At 44.1% G+C, this 15,591-nt stretch carries 14 protein-coding genes; all 14 read right to left on the minus strand.

Annotated elements, in window-relative coordinates:
* Nucleotides 1–58: 58 nt before the first annotated feature.
* The 14 genes from dnaI to CEF21_RS16810 all read right to left on the minus strand — a co-directional run bounded on the left by dnaI (nt 59) and on the right by CEF21_RS16810 (nt 15,520).
* Complete coding sequence (dnaI, locus tag CEF21_RS16745; RefSeq protein ID WP_123918332.1) at nt 59–991, minus strand: primosomal protein DnaI; 933 nt, start codon at nt 989–991, stop codon at nt 59–61.
* Between the two features lie 32 nt (nt 992–1,023).
* On the minus strand, nt 1,024–2,430 hold the full coding sequence (locus CEF21_RS16750) for a replication initiation and membrane attachment family protein (protein WP_123918334.1): 1,407 nt from the start codon (nt 2,428–2,430) through the stop codon (nt 1,024–1,026).
* Between the two features lie 68 nt (nt 2,431–2,498).
* Nucleotides 2,499–2,960: a transcriptional regulator NrdR gene (gene nrdR, locus CEF21_RS16755; RefSeq protein ID WP_123918336.1), complete on the minus strand. Its 462-nt coding sequence runs from the start codon at nt 2,958–2,960 to the stop codon at nt 2,499–2,501.
* A gap of 61 nt (nt 2,961–3,021) precedes the next feature.
* Nucleotides 3,022–3,423: a cytosolic protein gene (locus tag CEF21_RS16760; protein ID WP_123918338.1), complete on the minus strand. Its 402-nt coding sequence runs from the start codon at nt 3,421–3,423 to the stop codon at nt 3,022–3,024.
* A gap of 128 nt (nt 3,424–3,551) precedes the next feature.
* Nucleotides 3,552–3,932: an adenosylmethionine decarboxylase gene (gene speD / locus CEF21_RS16765; RefSeq protein ID WP_035410928.1), complete on the minus strand. Its 381-nt coding sequence runs from the start codon at nt 3,930–3,932 to the stop codon at nt 3,552–3,554.
* Between the two features lie 504 nt (nt 3,933–4,436).
* The gene (locus tag CEF21_RS16770; protein ID WP_123918340.1) at nt 4,437–5,456 is read right to left on the minus strand and encodes a glyceraldehyde-3-phosphate dehydrogenase; all 1,020 of its coding nucleotides are present in this window, start codon (nt 5,454–5,456) and stop codon (nt 4,437–4,439) included.
* Nucleotides 5,457–5,959: 503 nt separating this feature from the next.
* Nucleotides 5,960–6,562, minus strand: a complete 603-nt coding sequence (gene coaE, locus CEF21_RS16775) for a dephospho-CoA kinase (RefSeq protein ID WP_123918342.1) — start codon at nt 6,560–6,562, stop codon at nt 5,960–5,962.
* A 14-nt stretch (nt 6,563–6,576) separates the two neighbouring features.
* The gene (gene ytaF / locus CEF21_RS16780) at nt 6,577–7,209 is read right to left on the minus strand and encodes a sporulation membrane protein YtaF (protein WP_123918344.1); all 633 of its coding nucleotides are present in this window, start codon (nt 7,207–7,209) and stop codon (nt 6,577–6,579) included.
* Between the two features lie 79 nt (nt 7,210–7,288).
* Nucleotides 7,289–8,140, minus strand: coding sequence for a DNA-formamidopyrimidine glycosylase (mutM, locus tag CEF21_RS16785; protein ID WP_123918346.1), 852 nt, complete (start codon nt 8,138–8,140; stop codon nt 7,289–7,291).
* A gap of 17 nt (nt 8,141–8,157) precedes the next feature.
* Complete coding sequence (polA, locus tag CEF21_RS16790; RefSeq protein WP_123918348.1) at nt 8,158–10,791, minus strand: DNA polymerase I; 2,634 nt, start codon at nt 10,789–10,791, stop codon at nt 8,158–8,160.
* Between the two features lie 122 nt (nt 10,792–10,913).
* Nucleotides 10,914–11,843 carry a protease modulator HflC gene (gene hflC / locus CEF21_RS16795; RefSeq protein ID WP_123918350.1) on the minus strand — a complete coding sequence of 310 codons (930 nt, stop codon included), beginning with the start codon at nt 11,841–11,843 and terminating at the stop codon, nt 10,914–10,916.
* The gene (hflK, locus tag CEF21_RS16800) at nt 11,833–12,825 is read right to left on the minus strand and encodes an FtsH protease activity modulator HflK (protein ID WP_123918352.1); all 993 of its coding nucleotides are present in this window, start codon (nt 12,823–12,825) and stop codon (nt 11,833–11,835) included. Before hflK ends, hflC begins: the two co-directional genes overlap by 11 nt.
* Nucleotides 12,826–13,044: 219 nt before the next feature.
* Nucleotides 13,045–14,805, minus strand: a complete 1,761-nt coding sequence (gene pnpS / locus CEF21_RS16805; protein ID WP_123918354.1) for a two-component system histidine kinase PnpS — start codon at nt 14,803–14,805, stop codon at nt 13,045–13,047.
* On the minus strand, nt 14,798–15,520 hold the full coding sequence (locus CEF21_RS16810) for a response regulator transcription factor (protein WP_123918356.1): 723 nt from the start codon (nt 15,518–15,520) through the stop codon (nt 14,798–14,800). The genes pnpS and CEF21_RS16810 overlap by 8 nt, the downstream gene beginning before the upstream one ends.
* Nucleotides 15,521–15,591: the final 71 nt, after the last annotated feature.

The following is a 15,591-nucleotide window of genomic DNA, read 5'->3' on the forward strand; positions in this document are numbered from 1 at the left end:
TTTGCAAAAATTATTTCTCCTCCGCATGCAAGAAAAAAAACTGCCCCTTCAGGACAGTTTACTGGCGGCGGTTTGATCCTTCGAGCTTGAAAGGAGTAGCCAAATATTTAATTCTTTCGATGATTCTTGCAGCCTTCACCTTTTCTTCTTCTCCTCTTTGCGTATAAGAAAGATGATGTTCAAGCTCTTTCAAATCAAAATTCGAAGTAAAAAACGTTGGAAGGTTCTCTGTCATTCGATATTGAAGAAGCACTCCGAGTATTTCATCTCTCGTCCAGCTGGACATGGATTCAGCTCCTATATCATCCAGCATAAGCACCTTTACTTTTTTCACTGCGTCCATTTTTTCATCCAGAGTGGAATCCTGAATGGAGTTTTTCAGTTCCCGCATAAACTCCGGCAGATACACGAGCATGGACGGAATATTTTTATGAGCCAGTTCGTTAGCAATAGCACCCATAATATAGGTTTTCCCTACCCCAAAAGAGCCGTGAAGATAAATGCCCTTTTGTCTCTTTTTCTGATCGGCTGCATTTACAAACTCCTGAATTAATCCAAATACATTAATCCGGCTGCGGTCATCAAATTCAATATCCTGAAATTGGGCTTGAAGGACATCCTTTGGAATATAAAGACTTTTAATCAATGACTCATGCTTCTTCCTTTGATCAGAAATGATTTTAGTAGGACACTGATCGTATTGCAAATCAATTGTTTTTCCCTGCAGCACCAGTTCAGGATGATACCCTTCAATGATATTTTTGCATTGGGCAAGGCTCGGGCAATCCCTGCACTCTTTGCTCTGCTGTGTATATTCATAAAGTTTAATAAGACTTCTCTCAATCACTTCATCATCGATTCGGCTGCTGTTTGCAGAAAGGAAGGCCTGAATATCAGGATTTTCCATTACTTGTTCCTTTATCGAACTCAGCCTTTTTTGAAAATCAGGCCGGTTGGTTACATTTTTCATTGATTTTCCTATGGGCTCCATTTGCTTCACCTCTTATCCGGATTCAGAATTCTTTAAGTACTCGGGTTTTTAAAATTTTTAATCCATTCGGCAATTTTTTCTTTTTCGGCTTCAAGGTCTGCATCCGATTTGGCTTCAGGCTGTTCACCCGCAGCATTCTGACCCTTTTCCTGTTCTTTCAGCCAATCAGGCACAATTTCGCTCCTGATTGGTTTTCTCCGGTTCGAGGCCGGTTTACTCTTGGCTTCCGCCCATTCGAGATACTTTTTATTTTCAGTTTTAGCGAGCTCCATCGCTTCTTCAACGGTTGTTATTTTTTTTCTGGCCCAGTGACCGGCTATTCGCTGAACGTATCCTTTTGACAGTTTCATGTCTGATTTGAGCATAACATAATAAATAAGGACATTCGCGACGCCGGGAAGCAGTTTCTGCTGAATCATGACCTCTTCAATGATTTGCATATCAGCAAGTGTAGGCTCGACCCCTTCATACAAATCCTTCATGAACTGGTATGGGGAAATCGTTTCCAGCTGGCGGATGATCATTTGCTCCTTCGTCAGCTCGCTATCCTCAGGCACCGTTCTCTTCATGACCGGCTGAATTTTGTTCATTTCAATAAGCTTCGGAGTCTTTTTCCCGTATTGGAAATCATACCAGTCTCTTGCACATTTGCGCAAAAGCTCCGTGTCAATCGTTTCATTCGGCAGGAGCGAGTCCATAAGGAGGTTTTGCATATTTAACGGATCAATTCCGTAAACGTATGAAAGCTTTACAATGGTTTCCTTAACCGGCTCTGTAATGGATTTTTTCGAAACAACGGATTCGGAGAGTCCTTCAAATAGCAGCTCAAAGTCAAATACAGCCTCCGACAGCTTCGGTTCAGAAGCGGGTGCTTCACCGATGTATTCATTCGCAAATCCTGGTCCTTCTTCACTCTGTATACTCATCTCACTTGGCTGAAGAGATTGAAACACTTCATCAAAGGAACGCGTCACATTTTCTGCTGTTTTCCGTTCTTCGTCTATGAAATAGCGTTTCAGCTGCATATACGTGGTATGCCCCACCCGATTATATAAATAAATGTTCAGCATCCCGTCATTGAAAAACTCAAGAGGCTTCAACGGGGCTTGGAGTTCATAAATAAAGCTCCGTGCATCATCCGCTTCCTGAACAAAAGTCGTGAGAAGCCCGATTCCCTCAAGCTTAATTCTCTCCGAATAAAAGCTTTTCAAATTCATTTGGGTCAGGGTCATAAGACGGTGGTGTGTGTGTTCTTTTCCCCATAACCGGTCCTGTTCAAGCTCTGCCCATAGAGTCATATACAATCCGAGAGCAGCTGTTCCGAGCAGAGGCTGATACAGCATCGTGACAAGCTTGCGGTCGTATTCATGCAAAATCCCGCTGCCTCGTGCCCGGTAACGGTCTCCGGGTATCAATTCTTTCCAATGATAATCCTTCACTCCGATTACCTCCCCATTTATAGGATAACGATGGGGAAAAGGAGCCGGAAAATCAGTGTTCCGAACTCCTAATTGCTTTCCCTCTTAATCAAATCTTTTAACTCATCTATAAAGACATTAATATCCTTAAACTGCCTGTATACGGAAGCAAAGCGGACATACGCGACTTCATCCACCTGTGCAAGGCGGTCCATGACCATTTCTCCAACACTTCCGCTTTTCACTTCAGACACTCCGTTATTTCGAAGTTCTTTTTCAATATCCTGAACAATTTCCTCCAGTTTAGTCAGAGGAACCGGTCTTTTTTCGCATGCTTTAATCAAGCCCCGCAGCATCTTTTCTCTGCTGAACTCTTCGCGCGTTCCTTCCTTCTTCACTACAATGAGCGGAATCTCTTCCACTTTTTCGAAAGTAGTAAACCGATATTGGCATTCCTCACACTCTCGCCTCCTCCGGATGGCTTTGCCTTCCTCCACTGGACGGGAATCAAGCACCCTGGTACCTTGATTATGACAAGTAGGACACTTCATCTTTTTAACAGCTCCAATCCTTACATGGTAACCGGGCATAGCCCTTTAAATTAGCGTTTCTTTATTTGCCTGAATTCAATCCGGACCCTACAAATTTTAATTCACTGTCTAATTTATTATAAAATTCGCTTATGACCTTTCTGCTGTATCCAAAGTCGGTTGGAAGGGCTGTGTCCGAGGAAACTGAAAAGTCGATGGCCGTTTCGAAAGGCCTTACCGAAATGACGGTTGCAACCAAGAGGGCAGACTTTGGTTTTTTAACCTGCACACTAATTTCTCCGCGTTCTTCGGAAACCGACGTTACCTGACACCCGCCTCTTGAGGATGCGGCTGCCTGTACAGCTTCGATTGCTTTTTTGGCAGTCGTTTTATAGTACCGGCTTCTCATATCAGGATTCTGATGATTTTCGGACGTCTCACTATGTGCTGAAAAGAAAGCTTGTACTCTTTTTAATAGACTCATAGGAAATCTTCTTCTCCTCTTATGTATGTATTTATCTCTATCATACTGTTTTTTCCGGATAATCAAAAGAGGTGTGAAAGAATCTTCACACCTCTCAAACCAATGACTTTATCAATCTTGAAATTAAATTACTGAGCTTTTGCCTGAGACTGTTTTACTTGAACAGGTCCCATGCCGCGAGGAATTTCAATATTCTCGCGTGTTTGTGCACTAAGTGCCTCAGCAATGTAGTCGGCAGCAATATTCGGATTTAAATCTCCGCATGTATACACGTCAATACTCGCATATCCATGTTCAGGAAAACTGTGAATGGTTAGGTGGGATTCAGAAATAATGACAACCCCGCTCACACCTTGTGGAGCAAATTTATGAAAAGCTACCTCTCTAACTTCTGCACCAGACTTTAAAGCAGCATTAACAAACGTTTTTTCAATATAATCCATGTCGTTCAACTTATCGAAATCACAGCCCCATAGTTCTGAGATTACGTGTCGTCCCATTGTTTCCATAGTCATGGATCCCCCTTATTCGTATTTGGCATTGAATGAAGTTCTCCGCACATTGGCACGCCATACTACCACGGGGGAAAGTTAGTCCTAAGAGGTCCTAACCCTTTAAGTAGCCACATTGCCTTGCTCTCAAGAAGTTCACGAAAAATAGTATACTTCCTTTGAAACGTTTTTGCAACACACTTCCGCAAAAAATATTTTCCTGATTTTGAGAACATCTATGTCCCCTTTTATTCTTGACGTCTTGCATTTCGCTGCAGCAGGGAGCCAGCCTGCAGAAAGTAAAAAAACGCCTTCACTGATGCTCGTTAACAGGTATCCGCATAAATTGGACCAAAAAAAAAGCTTCGCGAAGAATTCGCAAAACGTTTCAGCAATACGTTCAGTTAAGGTTACCCTCTGAGAAGGCTTTCCGGATTAAAGCAGAGGAAAGCCTACAAGAATGCCTCCCCCGCCTTTCACTTAATCCTCCGGTGCCCTGCTCTTCATCCATTCAACTACAAATCAGACGATTAAAGGCTTTCTCAAACTTACTGCAGCAAGCTTAACTAAATCCACTACCCTGCAGGAATAGCCCCATTCATTATCATACCAGGCCAAAACCTTTACTTTTCTGCCTTCCATTACGATTGTGGAGAGCCCGTCAATGATCGCAGAGTGGGGATCGGTATTAAAATCCACAGACACTAAAGGTTCCGCCGAGAACCGGATAATTCCTTCCATGGAGCCTGCTGCGGCTGTTGAAAAAGCTTCATTTATTTCACTTGCCGTTACTTCCCGTTTTACATCGACTACAAGATCCACCAGCGACACATTAGGGGTTGGCACGCGAATAGCCATACCATGAAGCTTGCCTTTCAGGTGAGGGAGAACAAGCGAAAGGGCTTTTGCCGCTCCTGTGGTAGTCGGAATAATTGATTGCGCACACGATCTGGCACGGCGCAAATCTTTATGAGGATTATCAATATTATTCTGGTCGTTCGTATAAGCATGAACCGTTGTCATCAGACCGTTCTCGATTCCGAATTGTTCATCAAGAACTTTTACGACAGGAGCCAGGCAATTGGTTGTGCAGGAGGCATTCGAGATGATTTGATGTTCATCCTTCAGCATATGTTCATTTACACCCATGACAATCGTGATGTCCTCGTCTTTTCCAGGAGCGGTCAGCACGACCTTTTTGGCTCCTGCTGTAATATGGTCCATTGCTTTTTCCTTTGAATTGAACTTCCCTGTTGCCTCAATGACTATATCAATATTCAGCTCCCCCCACGGAAGCATTTTAGGATCGCGATTGTTTAAAAGCAGAATTTTGTGACCGTTTACAATTAAATGGTCACCAGCCGGTATAACTTCGCCTTCAAATTTCCCGTGATTGGTATCATATTTGATGAGGTGTGCAAGCGTTTCTGCGGGGTAGCTCGCATTGATTGCAGCAATACGGAAATGTTCCCCCATAATCGCTTTGCGAAATACCATTCTTCCAATTCTCCCAAACCCGTTTATGGCTACATTTACGTTCATATAAATGACCCCTTCCGCCTTTGTGTTATACTAGAAGTGTTTATCATATAAATAGTATATCACATTTGGAGGTTTTGGAAAGAAGGAAACCACCTATTTTTTTGCGATTTTCGGAATTTTTACAGACATATTTCAGATTCATGCCATACTAAAAAAGAAACCGCTGCATTTCGTGATGTCTTCCCTTAACAGGCCGGTTGTTTTAATAAAAAAGCTCTATTGTACTTGGCTGTTGATTTCCGTTACAGGCGCTCAGCGGCCAGCGGGGCGGGCGGTGAGCCTCTTCGCCGCTATGCGCCTGCGGGGTCTCACCTGTCCCGCTCCCGCCTTCCACTTCAATCAACTGGTGCTAAAAATCAACAACTTGTTTTACATAGCCAATAAAAAAACCCCCCGGTATGCTTCAAATTGACGCATACCGGGGGGTTTCCAGTCCACTATATCCTTCTGGAAGGGATTTTTCCGACTTGCCCCTTTAGAGAATCAAAGGGTGCGGAAAAGGGTCAATCGCTTAATTTCCATTTATCCATAATTGCCGACAGCTGGTTTTTCGTTTCTTCGACTGTTCCATTGTTATAAAGAACCTCATCTGCCAGGTGTTTCTTTTCTTCAAGCGGCATTTGAGAATCGATCCGCTGCCGTGCCTCTTTTTCATTGTATTGGTTTCTCTTCATCAGGCGATTTACCTGAACGTCCGGTGTCACATAAACAAGAAGAATCTTATCCGCAAAATGGGTGAGCTTGCTTTCAAAGAGAAGCGGGATATCAAGAATAACCGCTTTTTTCCCTTGTTGGATATATTCATCTCTTTGTCGGACCATTTCTTGTCGGACCTGCGGATGAACAATCCCATTCAGCACTTTCCTTTTCTCGCTGTCTCCAAAAATCAGACTGCCGAGTTTCGCCCGGTCAATCGAACCATCATTTTGAAGGATGGAATCCCCAAACGCTTCAACAATCTGGGTATATGCCGGCATTCCCGGATCTACCGCTTCCTTCGCCAGGATATCCGCATCTATAATCGGGAACCCATATTCCTTTAATATGGAGGAAACCGTACTTTTACCGCTTGCAATTCCTCCCGTTAAACCAATTACGAGTGTCACGTAAATCTTCTCCCTTACAGCTTCCAAACTCCGATTAAAATCAAAAGAATACCAGGCAGACAGTTAAACTTTTCAATCCAGGACCACCGTGAAAAAAGATGTCCGGAATGAATGCCGCAAAGCAGAAAGCCAGAGCTCATCAAAGCAGCTGCCGCACTCATTACATACGGAGAAAAACCAAGGAGTGCCGCCCCAAAGCCGGCTCCGAAAGCATCAAAGGACAAAGCTGCTCCAAGCAGCAAAGCTTCAATTCCTGTAATATGCCCCGAACCGTCCAAGTCTGCTGTGGATGGCCGTTTAAGTATATGGATGACAATTCCCAATGATTTAATTTCCAGATTAAAAAGTGTTTTCTCCCGCTCTTCTTTTGTAAGGTCTTTGGAAGGCCTGAAAAATTGATAAAGCACCCAGGCTCCGATTCCAATCAGAATGAGTCCGCCCATTCTCTTCGTCCATTCTGGATCAATAAATGAGCTCAGCAAATGCCCTGTAAGCATGGCTGCCAGCAAACTGAAGGCGGAGCACAAAGCAATAATCAGCAGCGACTTAAATGGAATTTTCATTTTCTTTAATCCGTAGCTGAATCCAACTGAAAAACTGTCCAGACTAACGGCAAAAGCCATGATAAAGAGGGATATGGATGTCATAGATGGCAGAGGCCCCTTCCGTTCGGTTCTTCTGCATTATATGACATCCGCCCATCAAAAGTGACGACAGCTTATCTCTTTAAGTATTCGCACTGATACCGGGATCAAGAAGCTGACAGTTCGGACAGTAATGGGTCCCTCTTCCGCCCACTGTCTTTTTCTCGATGGCCGTTCCGCATACTTTGCATGGCTCTGCTTTTCTTCCGTAGACGAAAAGCTGAAGCTGAAACATGCCGGTTTTCCCCTGAGAGTTAACATAAGACCGTATCGTGCTCCCGCCTTGTTCCACTGCTTCCCCCAAAGTGGAAATGATGCTCTCTTTGAGATCATGAACTTCGTTTATTGACAGTTCCTTTGCGGGCTTTTCCGGATGGAGCCGTGCTCTGAACAAAGCCTCGTCCACATAGATATTTCCCAGTCCTGTCACTACACGCTGATCAAGAAGCACCACTTTGATCATCCGGTTCGTCCTTGAAAGTATATCTGCAAGGTAATCTGCAGAAAATTCATTTGAGAATGGTTCAGGTCCAAGCTGGGACAGCGGGAGATCGTGCTGCTCCTTTCCTTTTTCAAAAAGATGCATCGTTCCGAACTTGCGGACATCGTCATAGCGCAAATGGGTACCATCCCCAAACCGGAAGATGACGTGTGTGTGCTTGCCTGGCTCTTCTTCGTCCCTGTAAAGGCCGTATTTCCCTTCCATTCTCAGATGGGAAACGAGCACATAATCATCGAGGGAGAACATCAGAAACTTCCCTCTTCTCCCTATATCGCGAATGACTTGTCCTTTCAATGCATCCTGGAATTGAAAGACATCATCCGGTTTTTTAATCATTTTAGGCCACCGTACATCAATCTCTGCGATGGTTTTTCCTTTTACTAATTCTATAAGCGTTCTTCTGACGGTTTCAACTTCCGGCAATTCAGGCACAGTCTCACATCCTTTTGTTACTTGGCATCATACCAGGAATCTCCGTATGCATAGTCCACTTTCAATGGCACGTCCAATTCCACAGCATGCTCCATCACTTGAGGGACCAATTTTTTCAGCACTTCAATTTCCTCCGGCGGTGCTTCAAAGATCAATTCATCATGAACTTGAAGAAGAAGATTCGTTTGGAGTCCCTGTTCGTCCAATTCTCTCGCCATATCGATCATTGCTTTTTTTATAATATCCGCTGCACTTCCCTGTATCGGTGTATTCATCGCTGTCCGTTCGGCGAAACCGCGGAGATTGAAGTTCCGGCTCGTAATTTCAGGAAGGTAGCGCCTGCGCTGAAGCAATGTGGACACATACCCTTTCTGCTTCGCTTCCCTTACAATATCATCCATATACTCTTTTACGCCTTCAAAGCTTTCCAGGTATCGGCTGATGAATTCGCCCGCTTCTTTCCTTGTTATCCCCAGGCTTTGAGAAAGGCCGTAATCACTGATTCCATATACAATTCCGAAGTTAACGGCCTTTGCCTGTCTTCTCATATTGGAAGTCACTTCATCTACACCTACATGGAAAACATCCATCGCTGTTTTTGTATGGACGTCCATGTCATTCCTGAATGCTTCCATCAGATTCTTATCCTGGGCTATGTGGGCAAGCACCCTTAACTCAATCTGAGAATAATCGGCAGCAAAGATGACCCATCCTTCTTTTGAGGGAACAAATGCTTCCCGTATTTTTCTCCCCTCTTCCAGGCGGATGGGGATATTTTGCAGATTGGGATCAGTCGAGCTTAAACGGCCTGTTTGTGTCAGAGCCTGGTTGAAGCGGGTATGCACTTTATGTGTATCCTCGTGAACAACTTTCAGCAGCCCCTCTATATAAGTAGACTGGAGTTTCCCCAGCTGTCTGTATAATAAAATTTGCCCGACGATTTCATGGCGGTCAGCAAGCTTTTCCAGGACATCTGCTGACGTAGAGTAACCCGTTTTGGTTTTCTTCACCGGCGGCAGTTCCAATTTTTCAAATAAGATGACACCAAGCTGTTTAGGAGAGTTGATATTAAACGATTCCCCTGCCAGGCCATGTATTTTATTTTCAAGCGCCTGCAGCTGCTGGGTTAAATCCGCCCCCATCTCCTTTAATTTGCTGACATCCACTTTCACACCGAGGGCTTCCATTTTAGCAAGAATAATGGCAAGCGGCATTTCCAGATCATGATAGAGCTCATATTGGCCATTCTCACGAAGGCTGTCTTCCAGAGAACTGCTCAGTTTGCGGATGGCCTCCCCTTTGCGGACGAGATGATCCGCCAGTACATCCTCATCAGGCAGCTTGCGTTTGGCCCCTTTGCTGTAAACGGATTCATCCGTTCTCGCTCCGGTAATTCCCTTCATTTTAGCCAAACCGGCTACATCTTCAATCGTTTGAGAAGCATCTAGGATATAAGAGGCCAGCAGCACATCGAAATCTATCCCTGCAAGCTCGATTCCTTTCCATTTGAGAGCAACAGCCGAACGCTTTGCATCGAATACCGTTTTCCTCATCGTCTCATCTTCCGCCCATTCTTTAAACGCTGCGGAATTCATAGCCAGTTCAAAAGGAAGATAGAAACGGCCATTTTCGTTAATGATGGCAAAGCCTGCTATATCGCTGCGGTGATAGTTTTCATTCCATACCTCAACGATTAAAACAGAATCCTCAACAAGCATCTCTCCTGTAACCTCATCTGCTGCCGTATAAGAGAGCTCTTCCACTTCCTCCTGTTCTTCCGTTTCCAATCCCGTATCAAACTTGTCGATCAGCGTTTTAAATCCAAGCTCCCGGAATACAGGCAGCACCTCCTGTGGATTATAGCCGCTGTAGCTGATATCCTCCAGAGAAATCGTGATCGGGCTTTCCCGGTTAATGGTTGCGAGCTGCTTGCTCATAACCGCCTCTTCCCGATGGGTTTCAAGTCTCTCCTTCAGCTTTCCTTTCAGCTGATCAAGTGAATCCAGTACATTTTCGACCGTGCCGAATTCCTTTAGCAGCTTAATGGCTGTTTTTTCCCCTACTCCCTGAACACCCGGTATATTATCGGAGCTGTCTCCCATCAGTCCTTTCATATCAATAATCTGGGCTGGAGTCAGACCATATTTTTCTTCAATAAACGCTGGAGTGTAGGAGTCTACATCTGTAATCCCTTTTTTAGTTATGGAAACGGTCACACGAGGACTCGAAAGCTGTGTTAAATCCTTGTCCCCCGAAATAACCTTCACTTCAAAGCCTTCTTCTTCCGCCGCTTTGGAAAGGGTGCCGATAATATCGTCCGCTTCATAATTCTCCAGCTGATAGCGGGGGATATGATAGACATCAAGAAGCTCATGAATAAACGGGAACTGTTCTGACAGCTCAGGCGGTGTTTTTTGTCTGCCGCCTTTGTACTCCGAATACGTTTTGTGGCGAAATGTCGTTTTCCCTGCGTCAAACGCCACAAGCATATGCGTAGGATTTTCTTCTTCTAAAATTTTCATTAAAATCATCGTAAAGCCATAGATCGCATTTGTATGTACACCTTTATCGTTATTCAGAAGAGGCAAGGCAAAAAATGCCCGGTATGCAATACTGTTTCCGTCAATGAGGACTAGTTTTTTCCTGTCCAAATTTCTTCCTCCTTAAAGCGCTAGCGCCTTGAATGTAATAATCAGCTACAGAAAAAAGCCGCCTTATTCTTCCTCATATTCTATCATGAGTGTATGCGGAAAGAAAAATGGCGGCCTTGTATTCAGTTGGTCTTTCCTAAGAGTGTTTGCGCATAGGGAGAATCAAACGGGATAATGATGACCGTTTCTCCGTCAATTGTTTTCTTATACGATTCCAATGTGCGGTACAAGCCGTAGAAGCCTGAGTCAGCGGAGTACGCTTTGTTATATATTTTAGCGGCTTCCTGTTCTCCCTGGCCCCGGATTACATCCGCTTCTGATTCGGCCTTGGCAATGGTCTCTTTGACGAGCTTATCTGCTTTCGCTGTCATTCTGTTTTTATCCGCATCGCCTTTTGATAAATACTCCTGCGCCGTGGAATCCCGCTCTGAAATCATTCTCGTATATACCGATTTTTCATTTGCCTCCGGCAGGTCCGTTCTCTTGATCCTTACATCGGTTACGGTAATTCCGTATTGGTCCCGCTCAAGCGCCTCATTGACTAGTGCGGTTACTTTATCGTTCAGGCTCCCTCTGGAAGATTTCTCATCGTTGATGATTTCATCATAATTCAGCTGACCGAGTTCAGAACGAATGGAGGAAAAAACAAACTCCGCCATTTTCGCTTCTGCATTCACCATGTTGCGGGCATTCGAAATCATTTTCTTTGGATCTTCTATTTTCCAAACGGCATAGTTGTCAATAATCATCCTCTTTTTATCCTTCGTATTGATTTCCGCTTCTTTTACATCATAGGTCATCTGATATTTCGGGAGAGAAGAAACACTCTGGACAAGCGGAATTTTTGTATGCAATCCCGGTTTTTCAATAATATTGACAACTTCGCCGAATTGGCGGACGACTTTGTATTCATTTTCCTGAACAATAAAAACACTTGAGAATACCGCAATAAGGAGGACGATGCATCCTATCAGAAACAATCCAAACCGGATGAATTTTGAATAGCCGCCCGGCAGTCTTTCTTTAAAGTTCACAATGTTCTCATTGGCCATTTGTCTCACTTCCTTTCGCTGGTGCCGGATTCTGCTCTGCAGCCGGAGGAGCCGTCTGCGCCCCTTTGCCCGGATCCATAATCGGAAGATACTTCATTGTATTGCCGTCATCTTTCATAATATAGATTTGAGCCCCAGGGAGAACCTGGTCAATCGTCTCCAAGATAAGCCGCTTTTGGGTGATTTCTTTTGCATTGCGATACTCGGAGTAAAGCGCGTTAAACTTTGATGTTTCTCCAATCGCTTTCTGAATTCTCGCCGTTTTATCTCCCTGAGCCTTGGAAATGATGGCATCTTTTTCTCCAAGTGCTTCTTCCCGTTTCTGATTCTCATATTTTTTTGCTTCATTTATCTTCGTATTCATTGTTTCGCGGGCATCCGTTACATTGGTAAAGGATTTTCTTACTTCTTCATTCGGCAAATCAACATCCTGGAGCTTTACCGCTAAGATGGATATGCCGATATCGTATTTCTTCATCAGCTCTCCCAGCAGCTTCTGTACTTCTTTTTCAATGTCGGCTTTCCCTGAAGTAAGGGCATCATCAATTTTTGATCCGCCGATGATGCTTCTCAGTGAAGAGGAAGTAGAATCATACAAAATTTCCTCCGGTTCTGCTGACGAAAATAAGAACTTTTTCGGATCGGAAATTTTCCACTGAACCACCATATCAGCAAGAACAATGTTCTCATCGCCTGTAATCATCTTTGTTTCTGCAGGAAAATCCTCTACTTTCCCATCCTTTTCCTTGTACCCGAACTGCAGACTGAATGTTTCTTTCGAAAGTTTTTCCACCTTTTGAATCGGCCACGGCCATTTCATGTGCAAGCCGGATTCGGTGACGGTTTCCTGAACTTCACCGAGCGTCATAATGACGGCCTGGTCCGATTCATCTACAGTGAACCATGTCGTAAAAGCGAGGATCAGTGCTGCTGCAATCGCTGCTGCCAGACCCGTCAGTGCATACAGCCTTTTAAGTGTCATGCCTAGTGCCCCCCTGTCATTCTGTGTATACATTACTTACGTTTATGTAACACAAAAGTTTCATATTATGGAATTTTGTGTGAATCCATAAAAAAAAGGGACGAAAGCGTGTATGCTTTCGTCCTAAAAAATTGGCTCCTTGGATGAAGGGGTTTTCACTAATTATCTTATCAGTAATATGTTAAGAAAGAATAAATACCTTGTAAAGGTATTGTAAAACTACTCTGTTATTTCTCTTTTATTGAACTTAACAGTGAAGGTCGTGCCTTTGCCAACTTGGCTCGTTACATGGATTTGTCCCCTGTGTGCTTCGACAAGATGCTTAACGATTGCCAGTCCAAGCCCGGTTCCGCCAGAGTTTCTGCTTCTTGCTTTATCCACTCTATAGAAGCGCTCAAAGATTCTCGGAATTTCATCTTCGCTGATTCCGATCCCCGTATCTGCGACCGTAACGATGGCGTGATCTTTTCCATTCCGGAGCGTAATATGGACGGACCCGCCTTTTGGCGTGTAAGTTAAGGCATTGTTAATCAGATTGATAAAGATTTGCTTAATCCGGTAAACATCCCCGATGGCTGGAATTACGTCTGCTTCACTTTCAGCCAGCAGCGTAATTTCTTTTTCTTCTGCCTTACTTGATAGAATGGCAACAATATCATCCATAATTTCGTGAAGATTGCAGTCATTGAAGGTAAGCTTAAATGCCTGCTGTTCAATTTTGGACAAATCAAGCAAATCCTGAATAAGGGATTGAAGCCGGTCGCTTTCCTTCAAAATAATGGAAAGGAAATATTCCAGAGTCTGCTTGTCAGACATCGCACCGTCCAATAGCGTTTCAGAAAATCCCTTGATGGATGTGATAGGGGTTTTAAGCTCGTGCGATACATTTGCGACAAAGTCCTTCCTCATCTGTTCCAGCTTCTTCAATTCGGTAATATCATGGAAAACAAGGACAATCCCTTTCCACTCATCATTCGTTCCGATAATGGGGGCCCCGTATATTTCAAAATGCCTCCGGTCAATTCCGATGGACATATGAAGCTGTCTTCGCAAACGTACTTCCGTCATGAAAATTTCTTCCACGATATCTACAATTTCTTTATGCTCAAAGGCGTCATAATAGAGCCTGTAAAGAAAATTTTCTGCATCAGCATGAAACGTTTCCTTATAGGCACGGTTGACTAGATTGATATAGCCTCTTCCATCAATTAAAATCAGCCCGCTCCCCATATTCTCGATCAGCGTTTCAAGACGGTCCTTCTGCATCTCCTGGGCACGTGTCATGTCCTGAAGGTTCCTTGCCAGAATATTGATCGACTGGCTGAGCATGCCTGTCTCATCCATATGGTCCTCAAACGTCCTCGCTTTATAGTTCCCTTTAGCAAGCTCCATTGCAACCTTTGTCGCACTTTCAATCGGCTTTGTATACTGCGATGTAATCCTGAAGCCCAGGAGCAGGATGACGATAAGAGAAAGGCCGAGGCTTGTGGCAAGAAGACCCCAGATCTGCTGATTCACCTGTTTAAGCGATTCAATCGGAGTGCTTAGAACGAGATAAGCATTTTTTTTACCCTGGTCCCCAATCGCGACGCCATAATAATAAAGACCGTCTCCCTGTCCGCTGATGCGGGGGTCCTTCTTCACTTTTTTTAATTTGGCCAGGGCTTCCTTTGCCAGCTGTTTTTCATTCCCGTTCGTTTTTCCGGCGTCATACAGTACCCTTCCGCTCTCATTTAATACAGTTATATGTGCGCCTGTATGGCTGCTCGCCTGCTGAAGAAGGGCCGGCATGTTGTCCGATTGGATACCTGCTTCAGAAATTAGAAGCTGCATCAGTCTTGTTTCTTTTTCAATTCTTTCTTTAAATGTATCCACGTAATAGCTGTTGAAAATCTGTCCAAGAAGAAGCCCCAGCCCCACTAAAACCGAAATGATTAAGGTTATGAGTGCAAATAGCAGGCGGGAACGGAACTTATTCATCCGCCTTTGGCTCCTCAAGCTTATACCCAAGTCCCCGAATCGTTTTAATATAAAGAGGTTTCTTCGTATTTCGTTCAATCTTTTCTCTTAGATGGCTTATATGTACATCTACAATCCGTGTATCACCGGCAAAATCATAGTTCCATACCGCACTGAGGAGCTGATCCCTTGTTAAAACCCTGCCTTTATGGCGGGCAAGATAAACAAGAAGTTCAAATTCCTTCGGTGTAAGTTCTAAACGCTCCTGGCTATAGTAGGCCTCATAGTGCTCCGGAAGAATTTTAAGATCGCCAATCCTGATTTTCTCCGAGGATTCAGGTTCTTCCTTCGTCTCAGTCTCCGTTAAAAATTGGGTCCTCCTTAAAATGGCCTTGATTCTCGCTACAACTTCTCTCGGGCTGAAAGGTTTCGTCATATAATCATCGGCACCAAGCTCAAGACCCAGAACTTTATCAAATTCATCATCTTTGGCAGTCAGCATCAAAATCGGCACCATCACTTTTTGCTGACGGAGCTGCTTGCACACTTCAATGCCATCCATTTTAGGAAGCATCAAGTCAAGCACCATTAAGTCCGGAGATTCCGTCAGACCTTTATGAAGGGCTTCACTGCCATCCATGGCCGTCATAACTTCATAGCCCGATTGTTCAAGATTATATTGAAGTAAAGTTAAAATGGAATGTTCGTCATCCACTACTAGAATCTTCTTACTCATAAAGGCCTCCAAATCGTATTTTCCTCCATGGCTTACTGCCATCCCTTCTATTATAGTCAAAGAAACGGTTC

The sequence above is a fragment of the Bacillus sp. FJAT-42376 genome (genome assembly GCF_003816055.1).
Classification (GTDB): domain Bacteria; phylum Bacillota; class Bacilli; order Bacillales; family Bacillaceae; genus Metabacillus_B.

What these genes read in the sequence shown, in the direction of transcription:
- dnaI (WP_123918332.1), bottom strand. Translation starts at nt 991, where the DNA reads ATGGAGCCCATAGGAAAATCAATGAAAAATGTAACCAACCGGCCTGAT.
- nrdR (WP_123918336.1), bottom strand. Translation starts at nt 2,960, where the DNA reads ATGAAGTGTCCTACTTGTCATAATCAAGGTACCAGGGTGCTTGATTCC.
- CEF21_RS16760 (WP_123918338.1), bottom strand. Translation starts at nt 3,423, where the DNA reads ATGAGTCTATTAAAAAGAGTACAAGCTTTCTTTTCAGCACATAGTGAG.
- speD (WP_035410928.1), bottom strand. Translation starts at nt 3,932, where the DNA reads ATGGAAACAATGGGACGACACGTAATCTCAGAACTATGGGGCTGTGAT.
- CEF21_RS16770 (WP_123918340.1), bottom strand. Translation starts at nt 5,456, where the DNA reads ATGAACGTAAATGTAGCCATAAACGGGTTTGGGAGAATTGGAAGAATG.
- ytaF (WP_123918344.1), bottom strand. Translation starts at nt 7,209, where the DNA reads ATGACATCCATATCCCTCTTTATCATGGCTTTTGCCGTTAGTCTGGAC.
- hflC (WP_123918350.1), bottom strand. Translation starts at nt 11,843, where the DNA reads ATGGCCAATGAGAACATTGTGAACTTTAAAGAAAGACTGCCGGGCGGC.
- hflK (WP_123918352.1), bottom strand. Translation starts at nt 12,825, where the DNA reads ATGACACTTAAAAGGCTGTATGCACTGACGGGTCTGGCAGCAGCGATT.
- pnpS (WP_123918354.1), bottom strand. Translation starts at nt 14,805, where the DNA reads ATGAATAAGTTCCGTTCCCGCCTGCTATTTGCACTCATAACCTTAATC.
- CEF21_RS16810 (WP_123918356.1), bottom strand. Translation starts at nt 15,520, where the DNA reads ATGAGTAAGAAGATTCTAGTAGTGGATGACGAACATTCCATTTTAACT.